Genomic DNA, 16,011 nt, shown 5'->3' with positions numbered 1-16,011 from the left:
GATTAATTTTGGTAAGAGGGTCACCGTTGCTGTCGATTTTACGCATCCGATTATCAAGGTCGAAGAATCCTGGCTGAAACATATCGGCTCCATCAAGTAAAAAACGGCTTAGAAGATGATGGAAAAGTATAACATAATATCAATATTTCAGACAGTTAAAACACTATTTGCGCTTGTTTTGCTGTAGTAATTATTCGAGAAACCCTATAGCTCCACCAAACCCATAACCATCATCACTTTTTACATTTACATTTTCAATTGTTGGGTCACCAGGCATTGCATATTTTACAATACCCTTTGCATACATTCCGTCAGCGGCAAGACAGCTTGTACTTGCCAACAATAAACTAAAAACTGCAACTAAACTTAATGTTTTTTTTCATTTTTATACTCCCGTACTTTAGTAGTTTTGAATAAAAAATATAAAAAAATATAAAAAATTGTGCGAAAAATATAATTTGGCAACATTACATCATTAAACAATCTCCTCTGTACATTACATTTAATATGACTATCTCAATCGAGTAGGATCAAATAATACCTCAACCCTGCAATTGGCAATTTTGAAGAAGATGTATAAAATCGTAGAGTAAACAGTGTCTAATGAATCAAGAGGAGGCCTTCTTACTCTTTTCAAAGCCAATCATCTCGGAACCAGCCTGCCCAAACAGATTGCCCACAGGTTGTGACCGGGGAAAACTACAGTGATAGACACCAACCGCGCAACGCCTTACAGTGCGTCGACCGACACCAGCAACGCTCACAGGGGTTAACGGACGTCCAACCCTGGCTTCAACAGTCGGTACTAAATGCTGAACCCAGGGAACATTAAATTGCTCTCCAGTCTCAGATCCGAAAGTTATAATGAGTGCAAAAACAAAGACGATACCTAAGCCTTTCCAAATATTCATTTTGCGCCTCCAATTTTAAAGTGTCCTGGTAAGTGATCTGTCCCTTCGAGATCCTTCAAATCAACGTTATCGGCCATGGTCGGGTTCAGGAAGGTAAAACCTTTTGACGGTACCTTATTCCCTGTCTTCCAGTTTCTGGTCTGAATAGAGTACTGCGGTCCACCATCGATAAACGTGGAAGTGATGACATATCGAGCAGGATAGGGATGATCACCATGGGCGATCCATATCTGCCAATCAACCTCTTTTTTTCTAAAAGCAAGGTGATCACACTCAACACCACCAATGACGCCACTACCAAGATCCTTTACATCAACTACATCAAGCATCATCTCTTCATAAGAATTTGACAAAAGCAAATCCGCCGCTGGTAACGGTCTGTTGTAAGTATCTTTCAATTCGTTTACCAGGTGGTCAATCGTTCCAGGCAATTCGATTTGCGAATAGATATTGAGGTCTTTGCCCAGCAACGTTAACGTTTTTCCGTTAAAAAATATCTCGACATCAGCAAATCCGCTGGAACGGGTAGCACGAATTTTATCAGGCCGCTTGAGAATGACCGAACCAGAACTCGCCAACCCAAGTTTTTGTCCATCGGTTGTAACGATTTCAAGAATGGAATCATATTCAAAAGAGAGGGCCTCTTGCGACTCAATATAATCTGACATGGCCTTGAGGATGTTTTTGGCGTCTGTCTCATCAGCTCTTAAATCTGTAGACCAATACGATACAAGTAACAATGTTACTGCCGCAGTGGATATGCCACCCATGACAATTTTTACCAATATTCGGGTTAACTTCTTCATTTGGGTGTCCCTCCTTAGGAGTTACGATTCTTCCATAGTGCCATCGCTGACCATCAAAATCCATAATGTAACATCGGCATTATTCAGCCCACGATTTGATAACTGCTTCTTTCAAGTCGCTGCGAATCCCATCTGCTGCAGGCAAAGAACCGCCTGGCTGTGAGAGTATCTCGACGATTCCGTATCCCTTCCCATATGCTTGCTCATTGAGGGATTGCAACACGCTGATATCTTGATCTCCCATTACGCCACCAAGATACGCCCCCTTTGACGTCGACACAGTAATAACTTCAAGTCCTCCTTTCACTCCACCAGCACCAGTAGCTCCCAGCCCCCATGTTCCCAAGGCAAACCCTCCGGTTCCACTCAACTTATCGGTCCCACTAATAAGTTCATCGGTAGCCTTGTCAGTCATGATCAGCATGATGATCGAGGACTCCATAACCCCGGCTTGCAATCCGACATTCCAGTCTGAAAGCGACATGAAAACCGGATCACTCCAATCTTTGCCATGCCTTCGCAATAACATGCCTTCTCCCTTCTGCATACCAAGCAGAAAACCACCTGAAGTTACCTCAGGTGCAACAAATATCGCCCGGGCTGCTCCGAGAAGATTTCTCATCGATTCTGTCTGACTAAGTGAAAAAAATGATTTCAAATGAGCTCGATTGTTTTGTATCATTTGATCAATTTTGTCTTGTGCCTCTTCTGCAAAGAGAGAAGGTGTGAAAAATGCTGCACAGAAAACGATTGTAACCAAGGTCTTGATTATGAGTTGGTAAAACTTCATAGAGTCTCTCTTTTATGTTTTTTGCTGTTCCGTATCGAAAAGTTCAAGCCGTACCTGTCATTAAAGGGACTTACCTAAAAGACATCAGGGAAGAAGTACTCTTCCCTGATGTCACGCCACATGGGCCCTAATTTCTCATGAAATCCGGATTAGTCTGCCAGCACCTTCTGGTAAGCAAGTTTTTTCAGAGTAGTCTCTGCCTCTGCTTTTTGGGGCGCTGCCATTTTAGACAACGGCCCAACTTCAATGGTTACCTTGTTAATTTTCCCAGTAAACCGTGACTTGGCTTCAGCACCTATGGATTCAACCACAGGAGTGGCCAGATCGATTCCCACATCTGCGGTCTCGTCTGCGGAAAAAATCATAGGTTGCGTTCGTTCGATACGTCCTTCGGCAACTTTTTCGCCATTTACATAGAGCGTACCATTGCCCCCTTTCCCTAACCCACCGCCATCGTAGTCAAATTGAAAACGAATGGTAGATTTGCCTGGTTTGAGTTTTTCCTTTGCCGATACGGTAAAACGTTCCATGCCAAGGAAATTGTAGTCATAGGCAGGGACACCCTCTTTTACGTACAGTGCCCATCCCCCAAAACGACCGGCCTGCACAATAACGGCCCCATGACCACCATCCTCGGAGACCTCAACCTCAGCGGTTATTGTTTTTGACCTGTTTTTTACATTGATAAATACATTCTCACTCATCCCTGTCATGCCGTCTGCCAGAGTCAGCGAGGTCCGCCCAGCCATCAGGTCAGGCCTTCCCACCAATGCTGCGTTAATGCGCATAAAGACACGGTCGTCGATGGGCAGCACATGGTTGCGTGCCGCCTCTTCCATGAACATGGTCTGCAGAGAGGAAAGTATTTCCGGGTGTTTCTGGGAAAGGTCATGTACTAGGCTAAAATCTTTACGGGTATCGTAGAGTTCCCAGATATCTTCAGCCAGTCCACGACGTGGTTTCTTTTCCCATGGAGCTTTGTGGATAGTACGCGCCCACCACCCATTATGATAGAGGGCTCTGTTGCCAAACATCTCGAAATACTGTGTGGTATGCCTCTCTTTAGCGTCGGCGTCATTAAAGGTATAGAGCATGCTGGTACCGTCCATGGGGCGCTGCGGTACACCATTTACCTCCCGTGGTTCTGGGAGCCCGGCAGCCTCAAGAATGGTGGGAGCAACGTCAATTACATGGGTAAACTGATCCCGCTGTTCTCCTTGCGACTGTATCCCTTTAGGCCAATGGACCACCATGCCGACCTTGGTGCCACCATGATCTGAGGCAACCTGCTTGGTCCAGGTGTATGGCGTGTCAAACGCCACAGCCCATCCTGCCGCCATGTGTGGGTACGTTTCCGGGCCACCCCATTCATCCATTTTCTTCAGCATGTCTGCGACCTTCTCCTGCACGCCGTTAAAGTAGGTCATTTCGCTGAACATGCCATTTCGTCCGCCTTCGGCGCTGGTCCCGTTATCACCGTATATAAAGAAAATTAAGGTGTTATCGAGCTCTCCAGTTTCCTCCACAGCCTCGATTACCCGGCCGATTTCGTAATCCGTCATATCAACATAGGCGGCGAAGACCTCTGCCTGGTGAGAAAAGAGTTTCTTCTCGTCAGCACTAAGGGTATCCCAATCCGGTATTGCTTCAGGTTTTGGCCCTAGCGCAGTACCTTTGGGGATGATCCCTGTTTCAAGCTGACGCGCCAGAATTTCTTCGCGTAGGTTGTCCCAACCTTGGTCAAATTTTCCCTTCCAACGTGCTATCCAGTCCTTGGGCACATGGTGTGGGGCATGGGTTGCACCCTGAGCATAATAAACAAAAAACGGCTTATCCGGCGTCAGTGCTTTTTGGTACCTGATCCAGGAGACCGTCTGGTCCGTCATATCGGTGAGGAAATGATAGTTTGGATCCTCCGGCAATTCGACGGTATGTGTTCCATCATAGATGTATGGGGCCCACTGGTTCGTCTCGCCACCCAAAAAGCCGTAAAATTTATCAAACCCTCCATTTGGACCTGTAGGCCAGCGGATAAGAGGTCCGGAGATACTGGCTTCCCAGGCTGCAAGCTCATGCCATTTTCCAAAGGCTGCGGTGGAGTACCCATTGTGGCGGAGCATCTCTGCAACTGGAGCTACATCTACGGGAATTTGTCCCGTGTTGCCTGGATAGGCAGTACCAGTCTCGATGATGCCGCCCATATTGTTATCATGATGGTTACGTCCACTTTTAATTGCTGCTCGCGTTGGTGAAGAAACAGATGTGGTATGAAAGTTATTATAGCGCACCCCTTGAGCAGCCATTCGATCAAAGGTTTCGGTAGGGACTGGTCCACCAAACGTACTGGTGCCTGCAAAACCGAGGTCATCCACCAGAACAATGACCACATTAGGGGCTCCATCGGGTGCTTTCACTTCAAAGAACGGTGGTGGAGTGGTGTTACGAACATCGAGTTCCGTATATTCTGGTGGAGGCGGAGGCACAACCGGCAGAACTGTCCGATCTATTTGCGCTTGTGGATTCGCCTGTGCGACCGATAACATCAGTACAGTCGCTGGTGCCAGAGATAACGAAGTAATCAGTGTCTTTTTCATGATCTTCACTTAAGGTTAAAGTATTGAAATCGATCTGCTTCGTAGCTTCGAAAAAAAATTGTTGAAAATTTTGCACACATTCCAGAACCCATCTAGCATTCTGTTGTTGATTAAAAAAAACACCATGTATTCAAAAGCTCAGACTTACCAGTCGCCCTGCATGGTAGATTCAGGACATGTCCCTACCAGTGCGCAGCTGGTTGATTAACTGTTTATTTCAGTGATATTTTCAACCCTTGCCCTGCAAACGTAAGGCGCACACCTTTTTGCACGGACTGAAGTTTTAAGACCACCCCTTTACTGTTCTTCATCACAAGAGCAGATCCACCGCCAACGAGTGCAGCACCAGCTTCTCCTACAATGTAGGTGCCTTCAAGATCCTTGGCCTCGACAAGATTGTACACTTCTCCATTGGCCTCTACCCCTGAAATGCCGACATCGACAAGCGTTAATCCTGTCACTTTGAATCCGTGCTTTGTCCCGTCATACATGGAAAACATCCCTTCTCCCCACTCAACGCCAACACCAAGAGCAACAGCTTTCACCTTCATGGTGACCTTTCCTGAAAGCTTAGGTGCAGGTATCACACTCACAGCAAAAGATTCGGTGTATAATGCCTCAACTTCCTGCCCTACTTCTACTTGCGCTAAATCAATATCGTCCTGCACCTTCAAAACGAGAACACCCTTGGCTCCCTCAAGACTCACAACTCGGTGCTCAAGATCTATGCCAGTGACCTCGGCAGCTGCATAGATGCTTGTTGTAACTTGTACGCCCGGTTTTTCTCCCTCCTTCGCTCGTTGTGCCGTAAGCTCAGAGATACGCTCTTTTAAGCCACTGCCACTTGGTTCAAGTGCTACAGCAAAGCCCTGGTAATATTCTGCAATAACGAAGTCGCCACGTTTAAGTTGGGCAAAATTACGAACTTCAGGTCCTGCTGTGAAGGATCTCTTCTCGCCGGCTTCGTTTTTTAAGGTTATGACTCGAGTCTCTTGATTGATATCTGTTATCACATCAATCGTTACTGCAGCGCCTTCAACATCCTTAAAGCCCACCTCTTCAGCCATAGCCACGGTTGCCAGAAAAACCACCGACAACGCCAACAAAACTACTGCGAACTGTTTCACACCAACGATTTGTTTACGCATTCCATACCTCCCGTAAAATTCAACATACAGACCGGTGCAAACCCGGTCATTCATTATTAATAAAATAATCGACAATTACAGCCGATCATTTTTAGAAACATACCAATTGCCTTTATCTACACACTCTATTGCCGTCGTCAGATCATCTACAGCTGTTCGTTTTAAAACAAAAGCCGCCGCTCCGGCGCGACGACATTCTGCAACAACAGCCTCACTATCGTGTACGCTTAAAATTATAACTTTGATTTGAGGGAACAACTTTTGCAGCATTCGTACGATGTTACTTCCTCCCGTTATAGGGAAGGACAAGTCTGCAACGATGAAATCTGGTGCTATTTTCTCAATCGCCTCTAAAAGTGAAGCCTCATCTGCAACCATAAATGTTTTGTCGAACAATCCTTCCAACAGAGAGCACACTCCTGCCAGCATATTTAGATGAACATCCGCCAGAAGCACTTTTCCATGTTGCTCCATTAAGCCGTTCCTCCTTCCGCCGGCAAGGCTGGCTATAGGATTATTTGCATAGAGATAAAAGAACTCTTTACTTTACTATAAAGATGCGACTGCCATTTGAGTGAAAAGGGTCTGCAACAGACTGAGACGAAATGCTATTTGTTAGGTAACGTATGCAGCGGGGAAAGGGTACTAGGAAAATTACGGGGTTTTAAAGATTCCATCGCAGTCACAGGAAAGAATATCGTGCTTGACTGCATAGCGAATTAATTCAGCAACACTATTTATATTAAGATCCTTCATCATTTGATATTTATGATATTCAACGGTTCTGGTAGAGATATTGAGCATTGATGCGACTTCTTTTGCTGCATACCCTTCAGAGAGCAGTTGCAGTACTTCCCGCTGGCGTTTGGTGAGAAAAGCTTTTTCTTTATACCGCTCCTTTGAGCCTTTTCTCTGTTTTTCGATATAATCGTTTTCAAGGAGGGGAGTAATGTAGTTTTTACCCTGCAATGTAGTGCGAATTGCTTCAAGGAGCTCATGCGGCGCAGAGTGCTTCAGGACATATCCATCCGCTCCAGCCCCTTGTGCTCTGATTGCATAACTTATATCCGCATACATGGTGAGAAAGATGACCTTGACCTTCTTGTTACATTTACGTATTTGCTCAACGGCCTCAATGCCGTTGAGCAAAGGCATTGATATATCAACTATAATAACATCAGGCTGCAGCTCAGTTACTGCATCAATAAGTGCTCGTCCATCTTCAACGATTTTAACAAGTTCAAATTCAGGCTCGATAACACTCTTCAACCCTTCGGCGACTATACGGTGATCATCTGCAAGTATAATTCTTGATCGTTTCATTCTTCTCCCTTGTGATGCGGTATGCATGCCCGTATTGAGGTACCTTGGCCAGGCGCGGAATCCAGAAAAAATTCACCATGAACAAACTGCACCCGTTCACGCATGCTTGAGAGGCCCAGGCCCAGCTTGGATTTTACTTCCTTCGGATGAAACCCTTTGCCGTTATCCTGCAGTGTGAGATCAAATATCTGGTCAGCATACCGTAGAAAAAGCTCACATTTATCAGCTTTGGAATGGGAAGCTATATTCCTCAACCCTTCCTGAATAAATCTATACAGACAGAGAGCTATATCCTGGTCTATGGTATCGGGTATGTTCTCATGGGTGAATGTTATTTGGGGCATACTCTGTTTCATGAAGGCATCCAGTTCGATTTTAACTGCATGGATAAGGCCAAGATCGTTAATTATTGTCGGGTGAAGTTGCCGAGACAATCGATGGACATCTTCAGAAATACGGATTAATTGCTCTTTAATCCTTGTTATCCCGTACACATAATCAGCGAACGTACTGTCCAGCGTATTCATCTGCAGTTCCAGTTTGCCGGCTTCTATTGCCAGCACAGCAAGTCGCTGGGTCAGGTCATCATGAAGTTCTCTGGACAACCTGCGCAACTCTTCTTCCTGATCTGAGATCAACCGGCCGGTCAGCTGCTGGAGTTCTTTTTTATGTTCTAGAATAAGTTGTTGATGGACTTGCAACGCTTCCTCAGCCCTCTTTGTTTCGGTTACATCTCGCAACACGCCAATGATCCTATTGGCGCGCCCTGTCTCGTCTCGTTGCAATACATTTGATAAATGATGAAGATAGATTACCCCGCGTTGAGGATGGCGATAACGGTAGTCAAGAACAAGGTGATCAGTCCCTTCTGTCGTAACTGCCTGGATAGCACCCTTTACAAAAAAGAGATCACCTTCATGTATATTTTCCAGCCAGAATTGCCGGGGATTAACTTTAGCCCCCCGTGGAATTCCCAGAAAACTGCGCATTCTTTCATCAAGAAATACTATTTGATAGTTTTCACCCATCTCATAAAAGCCCAGTTCAGCAATATCAATGGCTACCGCCAGACGTTTTCTGCTCACCTTGAGCTCATCTTCCATCTTTTTACGTTTGGTTATGTCAATGGACAACCCCAGAAGCCTATCTGGTGTACCATCAGCTCGAAAGTATGGTTTCCCCATAGAATAAATCCATTTGGGCGAGTCGCTTCCAGGTACAATACGATATTCAATTTTGAGTTGTCTATGCTGCTCAAATGACCTAGATATCGCCTGGGAAAAGGTATCGAGATCATCTGGATGAATTATTTGTTTTAAACTGTCGATGGTATCAATTTTATCCAAAGCGTTGCTCGTCATCTCTAGAGCCTTGTCAGTAGCCCTGAGTTCCTCCGTGATCATATCAAGTTCCCAGAGGTCTGCGTCGGCAGAATCAGCGGCGATCCGAAGCCGTGCTTCATTGTTGCGAAGTTTGGTGTCGATTACCTTTCGTGCCAAAGCACTACTGAAAATTTGAGAAACCATGACCAACCTGTTGATGGTCTGCTTTGTCCACAACCTCTCATCCCTAAGTGTATCAAAGCTTACAACACCGTGGAATGCTGCTCTCCCAACGACAAGTGGTATAATAACAGAGGATTTCACTCCATAAGCTTCCCTAAATTGCTGGTCGACTTTAGCCTCAGTTCCAATGTCTTTTGTTGAAAGGATAAAAGGCTCACCTTTTTCAACTTTGCGCATAATCCATGGAACGACTTTATGCGCATCTATTCTGTCTGGATGATCCGGTCTTCCCTGTGCAGAGTAAAGGTGAGTCAATATCATATATTTGCTATTAATGTTCTCCCATTGCCACAGTGATGATAAATCGAGATCGAACCATTCACAGATCCGCTGCTGATCCTCTTCGATACATGTATCTATCTGGTCTGCCGGTAAATTTATGTAGCGTGACGAGATATCAAACAACAGTGTTTCAAATGGCATTATCCCCAACCTATTTTGATTTATGATATACTGGTAGTATGAATCTTTTTAATTGAGAACTGAAAATCAGGCTATTAATAATACAAAGCGAACTGCAACATCGCACGGGGTGATTGGCGTGGTTCTGGTGTGTGCGGAAGTTTGGTTTAGGCGATGCTGCCCTTTAGTGTGGAATTAATATTGCCGTGTCGAAAATCCGATTCATTCGTCAATCTTCAAGCTTATAGATATACTATTAGTTTACGAGAATACCCTCCGGGGAAATGTTAACCATTTAAGCAAATCTGAAACTTTATACTATTCCTGATCTCTTTGAAGAAAGCGAGTTGGTCATCCAGTAGAGACTACCTTTGGCAAGATTTATTTTACTCCGTATTGGCCAGCATGACGTTATTCCTGATAAGATTTCTGCACGGAACACTTAACAAATTTCTTCCCGGCAAAAATCAACATCTTTCCACTAGATGTTAACCTCCTTCCAGAAAGTAAAAAAAACTGTGATTGCCATGAAACAGTTGCAACACCATGCATTATTCCTAAAGGGGTTGCTAAACGGCCTGTCATATTGCGTATTTAAAGGTACTTGTCCTGAAAATTCAAGATGTTAATAAGTACTGCGATCGCGCATTTTATTCAAATGTTTTCCATTATGCGGGAGAATTGAATATACTCTGCCTTATTGGAGGCTGCACTTTGTCAGTGCTTTGGGGCAGCTTTTATTACCTTTGCCGAGAGATACAAGTCTGTGCATATCCTCTCGACATATTGGGACCGAACTATTGTGGAAACTGGATAGAGAAAATTGCAGAGAATATAGAGGGTTGCGACCGTATAGCCCAGCTTGGATCAGGATTATTGATTTTCTGGAAACATCCCTGTGAACTAAATTTTGAGTCTCAGGTCATGATCTACAGGAGGAATTAGATGAGTAGTCATGCAATAGAAGAAGCCGCCCGTTGTTTAAAGTGTAAGAAACCCTTATGCCAACAAGCTTGCCCTGTCAGTACGAATATACCGGAGATGGCACGGTTAATTGAAGCCCATAAGATAGATGAAGCAGGCACCATGTTATTTGATAATAACCCTTTAAGTGTTATTTGTGCATTGATATGCCCTCATGAGAATCAATGTGAAGGCAACTGTATACTTAACCGTAAAGGTGAGCCCATCCATGTGAGTACCATGGAGCATTATGTGTCGGATTTTTATTTATCCAGAATGAAGAACAAAGTACCTGAAGCATCTATTGAGAAAAATAAAGATAAGGAAATTGCCATTGTCGGCTCGGGGCCATCAGGCTTAACCTTGGCTTTTTTGATGGCTAAAAAAGGCTATCCAGTGACCATTTTTGATAACCATGATAAAATTGGTGGCGTTCTCAGGTATGGAATTCCTGAATTTAGATTGCCTAAAAGTATCATCGATCGGATGAAAGTATCCCTCAAAGAGATGGGGGTGACCATTCGACCAAATACTCTTATTGGTCCTAACATTACTTTGGATGATTTGTTTATTGACGGGTATAAGGCTGTTTTTGTCGGCACCGGTGTGTGGAAACCTAATCGTTTGAGAATTAAAGGTGAAACAAAAGGGCATGTGCATTTTGCCATTGACTATCTGAAAAATCCTGAGGTTTATGATTTAGGGAGCAAGGTGGTTATTATTGGTGGGGGCAATGTGGCCATGGATGTGGCAAGATCGGTGTTAAGGCATGGGGTGGAAACGTCGGTGGTTCTTTATCGCAAAGGGGCCGACCAGTTACCTGCCTTACGAGAAGAGATTAGGTACACCAAACTGGATGGTGTTCAATTCGAATTTTATAAATCGCCGGTAGAGATTACGAGAGAAGGTGTTCTGTACCAAAATACCAGCTTTAGTGAGGATAAAGAGGGCAATCCTATTTTTGAAGTGGATGAAAGCGCAACCTACCTCTATGAAGCAGATTCAATTATTATTGCAGCAAGCCAAGGACCACAAGCAAATATCATTTCATCTTCCAAAGGGATTGACACCAATGCGCGGGGGCTGGTCCAAGTGGATCGATCCGGCCAAACAACCAGAGAAGGTGTTTACGCTGCCGGTGATGTTGTTACCGGTGCAAAAACGGTTGTTGAAGCGGTTCGATGGACAAAAGAAACAGCAAAAGCCATGGATGATTACTTAATGCACTTGTGAAGAGAAGATTTTCCGACCAACACATAGCTTACCATAAAAAAAACTAATAAACGGTTACCAGCGAAAGCCTACATATGACACCAAAAATGGCCTGCATGGGCTTTTCGGAGACCGACAAGTGCGGAAAGGAGGTCTGAACCTTTGCTGATACCTGGAGAGTATCTTAAAAAAAATATCGCAACCGAAGTTCCAGCTTATTGCTGTTCTGCTTTTCACCGTACTCGGTAAAACCGGCACCACTGAGCCAGGAAAAACGAAGGCGGATTTCCCAGTTGGTAAAGCCTGTGTACAACAGTTCCGGGGTTAGAGAGTAACTGCTGTCCTCAAGGTTAATGATCGTGGTTATGGCCGGGGTGAAATAGAGGATATCAAAGGGTTCTTTCTGGTTGAAACGGGCATACAGATAATTGCGACCAGGCTGGGCCCTGCCATAGCCTTTAAGACTGGCACTTCTCGCTTGCTCAAGCAATTTGCTGCCGGCTGCCAATTGCAAATCGTCGCCTGCATCAAGGGCAAACCGGTAAAACGTTTCCATCTCCTGCTGGGAATATCCGCCGCCATTATGATAGTACTCGATAATGGAGGTAATGTTCTGTGAGGACAGGTAACGCATGCCGATCAGAAAGGCCAGCGCATCCTCTGCTGTTGCTTGGAGACTTCCATCTTGCCCCAGGGTCAATCTACTCTGATTTTCGGTCCATGCAAGTTCCCCATGGATTTCAAAATTTGCCAGCAGATTGCGGGAAAAGTCCAGGCCATAGGCAGTGGCCCGGCTCCCCCCAGTGCGGAGCAGCAGATCGATATCCGTATCATAGAGCAACAGATACAGCTTTGCCGCCAGGTTCATTTCATTTACCGTCCCAAAATCATCATTTATATGGTCATACACGGGCAGCAGAACCGTGGTCAGGGCTGCGGTCTGAACAACACCGATATTACTTTTAATAAAATCCGCTTCCGCCGTTATATATCCTTCAAGGGCTTCATCGGGATTATTGGGATCTTTACGCCGGTTAATAAAACCTACCGGGTTCCACGCATAGCCCTTACCCCACTTGTAAGACTTTTTGCCAAGGCTCAAACTTGTGGAAGCCTTAGGTTTAAAGGTCGCGTAGGCAGTATAAATGTCCGCAGTATCACTCCAACCGAGAGTATCCTGTTGTCCGGCAGCCTTGAGCAACCATTGCAGGCTGTATAACTCCTGGCTGTAACTGCCCCCTAGTTGCAATGCGCCAACCAGTCTGTCAAAATCGGATTGCGGATCATCCGCCAGATTGAGGAGGCTGAAAGCCGATCCCTGGTTAATGTCCATGTGCTCCCATCGGAGTTCTGCATACCCTTCCCACTCCAGGGATTTCTTCTCGATTTCCTCCAGTTCAAAAGTAAACTCTTGATCACTTGCATACCCGGCGCCAAACCCCGCCAGCACAAAAGCCAACAGGGACAGAAGCGTTATGCTGAGCGGCTTAGCGTAGTGCATCAACTTTTGACATATAATTAAGAGTAAAGACCTCGTCATCAAACTCCCGTTGCTGCATCTTGGCAAACAACATGACCGATTTGTATCCCTTGTACAGCGGGCTGTCGGTTTCCAGGACGGACGGCCTGACCATACCGTCCCCAAAATCCTTGATCTTTGAGTAATGCAGGGTTTTGATCAACATTCCGCTGACAGCATAACACTCGATGGTTGTGGGCAGGGTGGTCTTTTTATCCACCACCATCATCAGGCGATCATAGGCGACGGCTCCAGACTTTGCCTTTAGCTCGAGCAGGTAACTGTCCCCTTTGTCCTCAACACTTTCTGCCGTATACTCCACACTGTAATCAAGTCGCAAGATGTCGGAATTGTTAAACACACCGCCGACCACCGACTGCAGACTGGTGATCCGTAACGGCTTGCCCACATTGGGAATGTACAGCCACATATTGTCGCCAAGACGGAGGGTGGCACGACCTTTTTCAGAGGCAGGCGATACAAACAGAGCCACCATTTTTTCCTGGCCTTTCTTTACCGTATAGAGCACAAACTCTTTCTTGCTTCCATCAGGTTCAACATTAATCAGCTTGCGGTACATTTCGTAGGAAGCCGGCTGCATTTTGGCATCAACCTGGCGCAATAGCTCGTTACCATCAATGCCCCACACGGGAGCAACAAGAGCAAGCAGCAAGGTAGCCATTAGCAGGGGGGTGGAAAACAAAAATTTTCGTTGCATCTGCACTCTCCTAAACATGTCGTAATGCGGTGATGGGATTCATTCTGGATGCCTTCCAGGCTGGTTGAAGGCTACCGATAACGGCAACGGCAATGACAATGCCGACCACCAGCAACACATCGGTGGTGCTGATAACAGGTGCCAGCAGCAGGTCTTTCTGACGTCCAAAGTCAAAACTTATACTAGACACATTCATGCCGGCAATAGCAAGCAAACTGATAACAAGACCAATAAGGGTCCCTAAAATACCAAGCAATAATCCTTCGGTAAGAAACAGGGCCAAAATCTTACTCGGACTTGTGCCGATGGCGGCAATGGTGCCGATCTCATGAATACGTTCATACACGGACATGATCATAACGTTCATGATACTGACCAGAACAATGGCTACCAGCATGATCTTGATAAACAACGTCATCAGGTCGATCATGGCCGCAATCTTGGAGAAAGGAGAGAGTTTTTCCCAGGAATGAACTTCAAAAACCGGTTTTCCCTGCTTGTTGAGGATTCCTCCCAAGGCTTCTTTCAAGTTTGCCAGCACGTCCGGCAGCGTATCCATTTCTTTAAGGCGGATAGCAATTTCACTGACCTCGGGTTTGTCGATCCGCAACAAGGTCTTGGCATCACTTAAATGAATATACCCGTCACGGCCGCCAGGGCCGGATATACTTTCTAAAATCCCACGCACCACAAACGGCTGCCCATTTACGAGGCCGTCTTTGTTGGTGGCAACCAGAACAATGGTATCACCGACTTTTACTTTCATCCCCTTGGCAATGAGTTCCGGAACCAGTATTTCCCCTTTATCCAGCAATCCTTCTTTTTCCCCCTGGAGTATACGCCCAGTCAGCATGGGTGATGCCTGCTGCTCTTGTTTTGGGTTAACAGCATTGATACGAATGTTAGTGGTTTCGTTATAATTACTGAACATAGCTCCCAGCTTGATACGCATGGAGTATGCCTCAACTTCAGGACTGGCATCCAAGACTTCTTTTACCTTGGCAACCTGCTTCCCCTGGAGATTTCGATTTAAGGGCAGACTGTCTATGGAAGCAATATAGCCTTTACGGTGGACCTGCAGGTGACCCAGCATCGAATCGGTAATCTGTCCGACCATCAGCGATTTGAAAGATCCTGATACCGAGACAAACAGCAACACCGCCACCACGCCGAGGGTGATAAGAATCGAGGTCAGCAGGGTTCTTCGTTTGTAGCGTAGTAAATTACGAGCCGCTATTTTGAATATATTATACATGGCTCCCTCCCTGCCCGTTACTCTCTGTTTGTAGCAGGCCATCTTCAAGTGCAAAAACTATCTCCGCATTTTTAACCACCTTGGGATCATGGGTAGAAAAAATAAAAGTGGTGTCAAATTCATCGCGCATGGTTTTCATTAGAGAAATAATTCGGTTGGCAGTATCGCGGTCCAGGTTTGCGGTGGGTTCATCTGCCAAAACCAGCTTAGCATTGGTTACCAACGCGCGGGCTACCGCCACACGTTGCTTCTGGCCACCTGAAATCTGGCCAGGATACTTATTGGCCTGATCCTGCATTCCCACAGCTTCGAGTAATCTTTCTACCTGTTGGCGCCGTTTCCGCACTGGCCAGTTTTGGACCATGATCAGCGGATACTCAATGTTTTCAAAAACGGTGAGGACCGGAATCAGATTGAAATCCTGAAATATAAACCCGATATGTTCCCCTCTAAATCGGGCCGATTCACTGGATCGCAGCCCAGCCACATCTTTTCCCACTACCTCCAGGCTACCACTGGTAGGCGGGTCAAGACAGCCTATCATATTCAGCAGGGTCGACTTCCCGCTTCCTGACGGACCGACAAAGGAGACAAAAGAGCCAGCCTCAATGGAAAAGTCCACACCGCGAATTGCCGGTACAGTGATATCGCCGGCCACATACTCTTTTGTAAGCTGCCGGGCAGCAACGATGGTCATTGAACAGTCCTCCTCTTAATTAGGGTTTCCTAGTCTATTACAATCGGCATACCAGAAAAAGGCAAACACAACTTAGACCTATAAACAGCGTGTTACGCATTATTGTCC

At 45.6% G+C, this 16,011-nt stretch carries 12 protein-coding genes and 1 pseudogene; 1 reads left to right on the top strand and 12 read right to left on the bottom strand.

The window, feature by feature from the left end; translation table 11 throughout:
• Nucleotides 1-701 precede the first annotated feature (701 nt).
• From JWH17_RS15015 to JWH17_RS14980, 8 genes and pseudogenes are all read right to left on the bottom strand, one after another.
• Nucleotides 702-911: pseudogene (locus tag JWH17_RS15015) on the bottom strand (hypothetical protein); the annotation flags it as partial.
• Complete coding sequence (locus JWH17_RS15010; protein ID WP_205223448.1) at nt 908-1,717, bottom strand: DUF2092 domain-containing protein; 810 nt, start codon at nt 1,715-1,717, stop codon at nt 908-910. The gene JWH17_RS15010 and the pseudogene JWH17_RS15015, both read right to left, overlap by 4 nt.
• Before the next feature lie 79 nt (nt 1,718-1,796).
• Nucleotides 1,797-2,507 (bottom strand): lipid-binding SYLF domain-containing protein, encoded by a 711-nt coding sequence (locus JWH17_RS15005; protein WP_205223447.1) that lies wholly within the window; start codon nt 2,505-2,507, stop codon nt 1,797-1,799.
• A 149-nt stretch (nt 2,508-2,656) separates the two neighbouring features.
• A complete protein-coding gene (locus JWH17_RS15000) occupies nt 2,657-5,101 on the bottom strand; it encodes an arylsulfatase (protein ID WP_205223446.1) in 2,445 nt (814 codons plus the stop codon).
• Nucleotides 5,102-5,313: 212 nt separating this feature from the next.
• The gene (locus JWH17_RS14995; protein ID WP_205223445.1) at nt 5,314-6,249 is read right to left on the bottom strand and encodes a hypothetical protein; all 936 of its coding nucleotides are present in this window, start codon (nt 6,247-6,249) and stop codon (nt 5,314-5,316) included.
• Nucleotides 6,250-6,324: 75 nt separating this feature from the next.
• A complete protein-coding gene (locus JWH17_RS14990; protein ID WP_205223444.1) occupies nt 6,325-6,723 on the bottom strand; it encodes a response regulator in 399 nt (132 codons plus the stop codon).
• 180 nt (nt 6,724-6,903) lie between these two features.
• Nucleotides 6,904-7,572 (bottom strand): response regulator, encoded by a 669-nt coding sequence (locus JWH17_RS14985; protein WP_205223443.1) that lies wholly within the window; start codon nt 7,570-7,572, stop codon nt 6,904-6,906.
• Nucleotides 7,569-9,560 (bottom strand): PAS domain-containing sensor histidine kinase, encoded by a 1,992-nt coding sequence (locus tag JWH17_RS14980; protein ID WP_205223442.1) that lies wholly within the window; start codon nt 9,558-9,560, stop codon nt 7,569-7,571. The genes JWH17_RS14985 and JWH17_RS14980 overlap by 4 nt, the downstream gene beginning before the upstream one ends.
• A gap of 924 nt (nt 9,561-10,484) precedes the next feature.
• Here JWH17_RS14980 and JWH17_RS14975 point away from each other — a divergent pair.
• The gene (locus JWH17_RS14975) at nt 10,485-11,735 is read left to right on the top strand and encodes an NAD(P)-dependent oxidoreductase (RefSeq protein ID WP_205223441.1); all 1,251 of its coding nucleotides are present in this window, start codon (nt 10,485-10,487) and stop codon (nt 11,733-11,735) included.
• A gap of 163 nt (nt 11,736-11,898) precedes the next feature.
• Here JWH17_RS14975 and JWH17_RS14970 read toward each other — a convergent pair whose 3' ends face one another.
• Genes JWH17_RS14970 through JWH17_RS14955 form a run of 4 tightly spaced genes read right to left on the bottom strand, consistent with a single transcriptional unit; the run spans nt 11,899 to nt 15,903 of the window.
• Nucleotides 11,899-13,215, bottom strand: coding sequence for a hypothetical protein (locus JWH17_RS14970; protein ID WP_205223440.1), 1,317 nt, complete (start codon nt 13,213-13,215; stop codon nt 11,899-11,901).
• Nucleotides 13,202-13,915 (bottom strand): outer membrane lipoprotein-sorting protein, encoded by a 714-nt coding sequence (locus JWH17_RS14965; protein WP_232371109.1) that lies wholly within the window; start codon nt 13,913-13,915, stop codon nt 13,202-13,204. The genes JWH17_RS14970 and JWH17_RS14965 overlap by 14 nt, the downstream gene beginning before the upstream one ends.
• A gap of 46 nt (nt 13,916-13,961) precedes the next feature.
• A complete protein-coding gene (locus tag JWH17_RS14960) occupies nt 13,962-15,206 on the bottom strand; it encodes an ABC transporter permease (protein WP_205223438.1) in 1,245 nt (414 codons plus the stop codon).
• A complete protein-coding gene (locus tag JWH17_RS14955; protein ID WP_205223437.1) occupies nt 15,199-15,903 on the bottom strand; it encodes an ABC transporter ATP-binding protein in 705 nt (234 codons plus the stop codon). The genes JWH17_RS14960 and JWH17_RS14955 overlap by 8 nt, the downstream gene beginning before the upstream one ends.
• Nucleotides 15,904-16,011: the final 108 nt, after the last annotated feature.

The organism is Desulfogranum marinum (assembly GCF_016918565.1).
Classification (GTDB): domain Bacteria; phylum Desulfobacterota; class Desulfobulbia; order Desulfobulbales; family Desulfobulbaceae; genus Desulfogranum; species Desulfogranum marinum.
The sequence above is the reverse complement of the archived record's forward strand: the minus strand, read 5'-3'. Positions and strand labels throughout refer to the sequence as shown.

Coding starts and splice junctions, on each gene's coding strand:
- JWH17_RS15010 (WP_205223448.1), bottom strand. CDS start 1,717: ATGAAGAAGTTAACCCGAATATTGGTAAAAATTGTCATGGGTGGCATA.
- JWH17_RS15005 (WP_205223447.1), bottom strand. CDS start 2,507: ATGAAGTTTTACCAACTCATAATCAAGACCTTGGTTACAATCGTTTTC.
- JWH17_RS15000 (WP_205223446.1), bottom strand. CDS start 5,101: ATGAAAAAGACACTGATTACTTCGTTATCTCTGGCACCAGCGACTGTA.
- JWH17_RS14995 (WP_205223445.1), bottom strand. CDS start 6,249: ATGCGTAAACAAATCGTTGGTGTGAAACAGTTCGCAGTAGTTTTGTTG.
- JWH17_RS14990 (WP_205223444.1), bottom strand. CDS start 6,723: ATGGAGCAACATGGAAAAGTGCTTCTGGCGGATGTTCATCTAAATATG.
- JWH17_RS14985 (WP_205223443.1), bottom strand. CDS start 7,572: ATGAAACGATCAAGAATTATACTTGCAGATGATCACCGTATAGTCGCC.
- JWH17_RS14980 (WP_205223442.1), bottom strand. CDS start 9,560: ATGCCATTTGAAACACTGTTGTTTGATATCTCGTCACGCTACATAAAT.
- JWH17_RS14975 (WP_205223441.1), top strand. CDS start 10,485: ATGAGTAGTCATGCAATAGAAGAAGCCGCCCGTTGTTTAAAGTGTAAG.
- JWH17_RS14970 (WP_205223440.1), bottom strand. CDS start 13,215: ATGCACTACGCTAAGCCGCTCAGCATAACGCTTCTGTCCCTGTTGGCT.
- JWH17_RS14965 (WP_232371109.1), bottom strand. CDS start 13,915: ATGGCTACCTTGCTGCTTGCTCTTGTTGCTCCCGTGTGGGGCATTGAT.
- JWH17_RS14960 (WP_205223438.1), bottom strand. CDS start 15,206: ATGTATAATATATTCAAAATAGCGGCTCGTAATTTACTACGCTACAAA.
- JWH17_RS14955 (WP_205223437.1), bottom strand. CDS start 15,903: ATGACCATCGTTGCTGCCCGGCAGCTTACAAAAGAGTATGTGGCCGGC.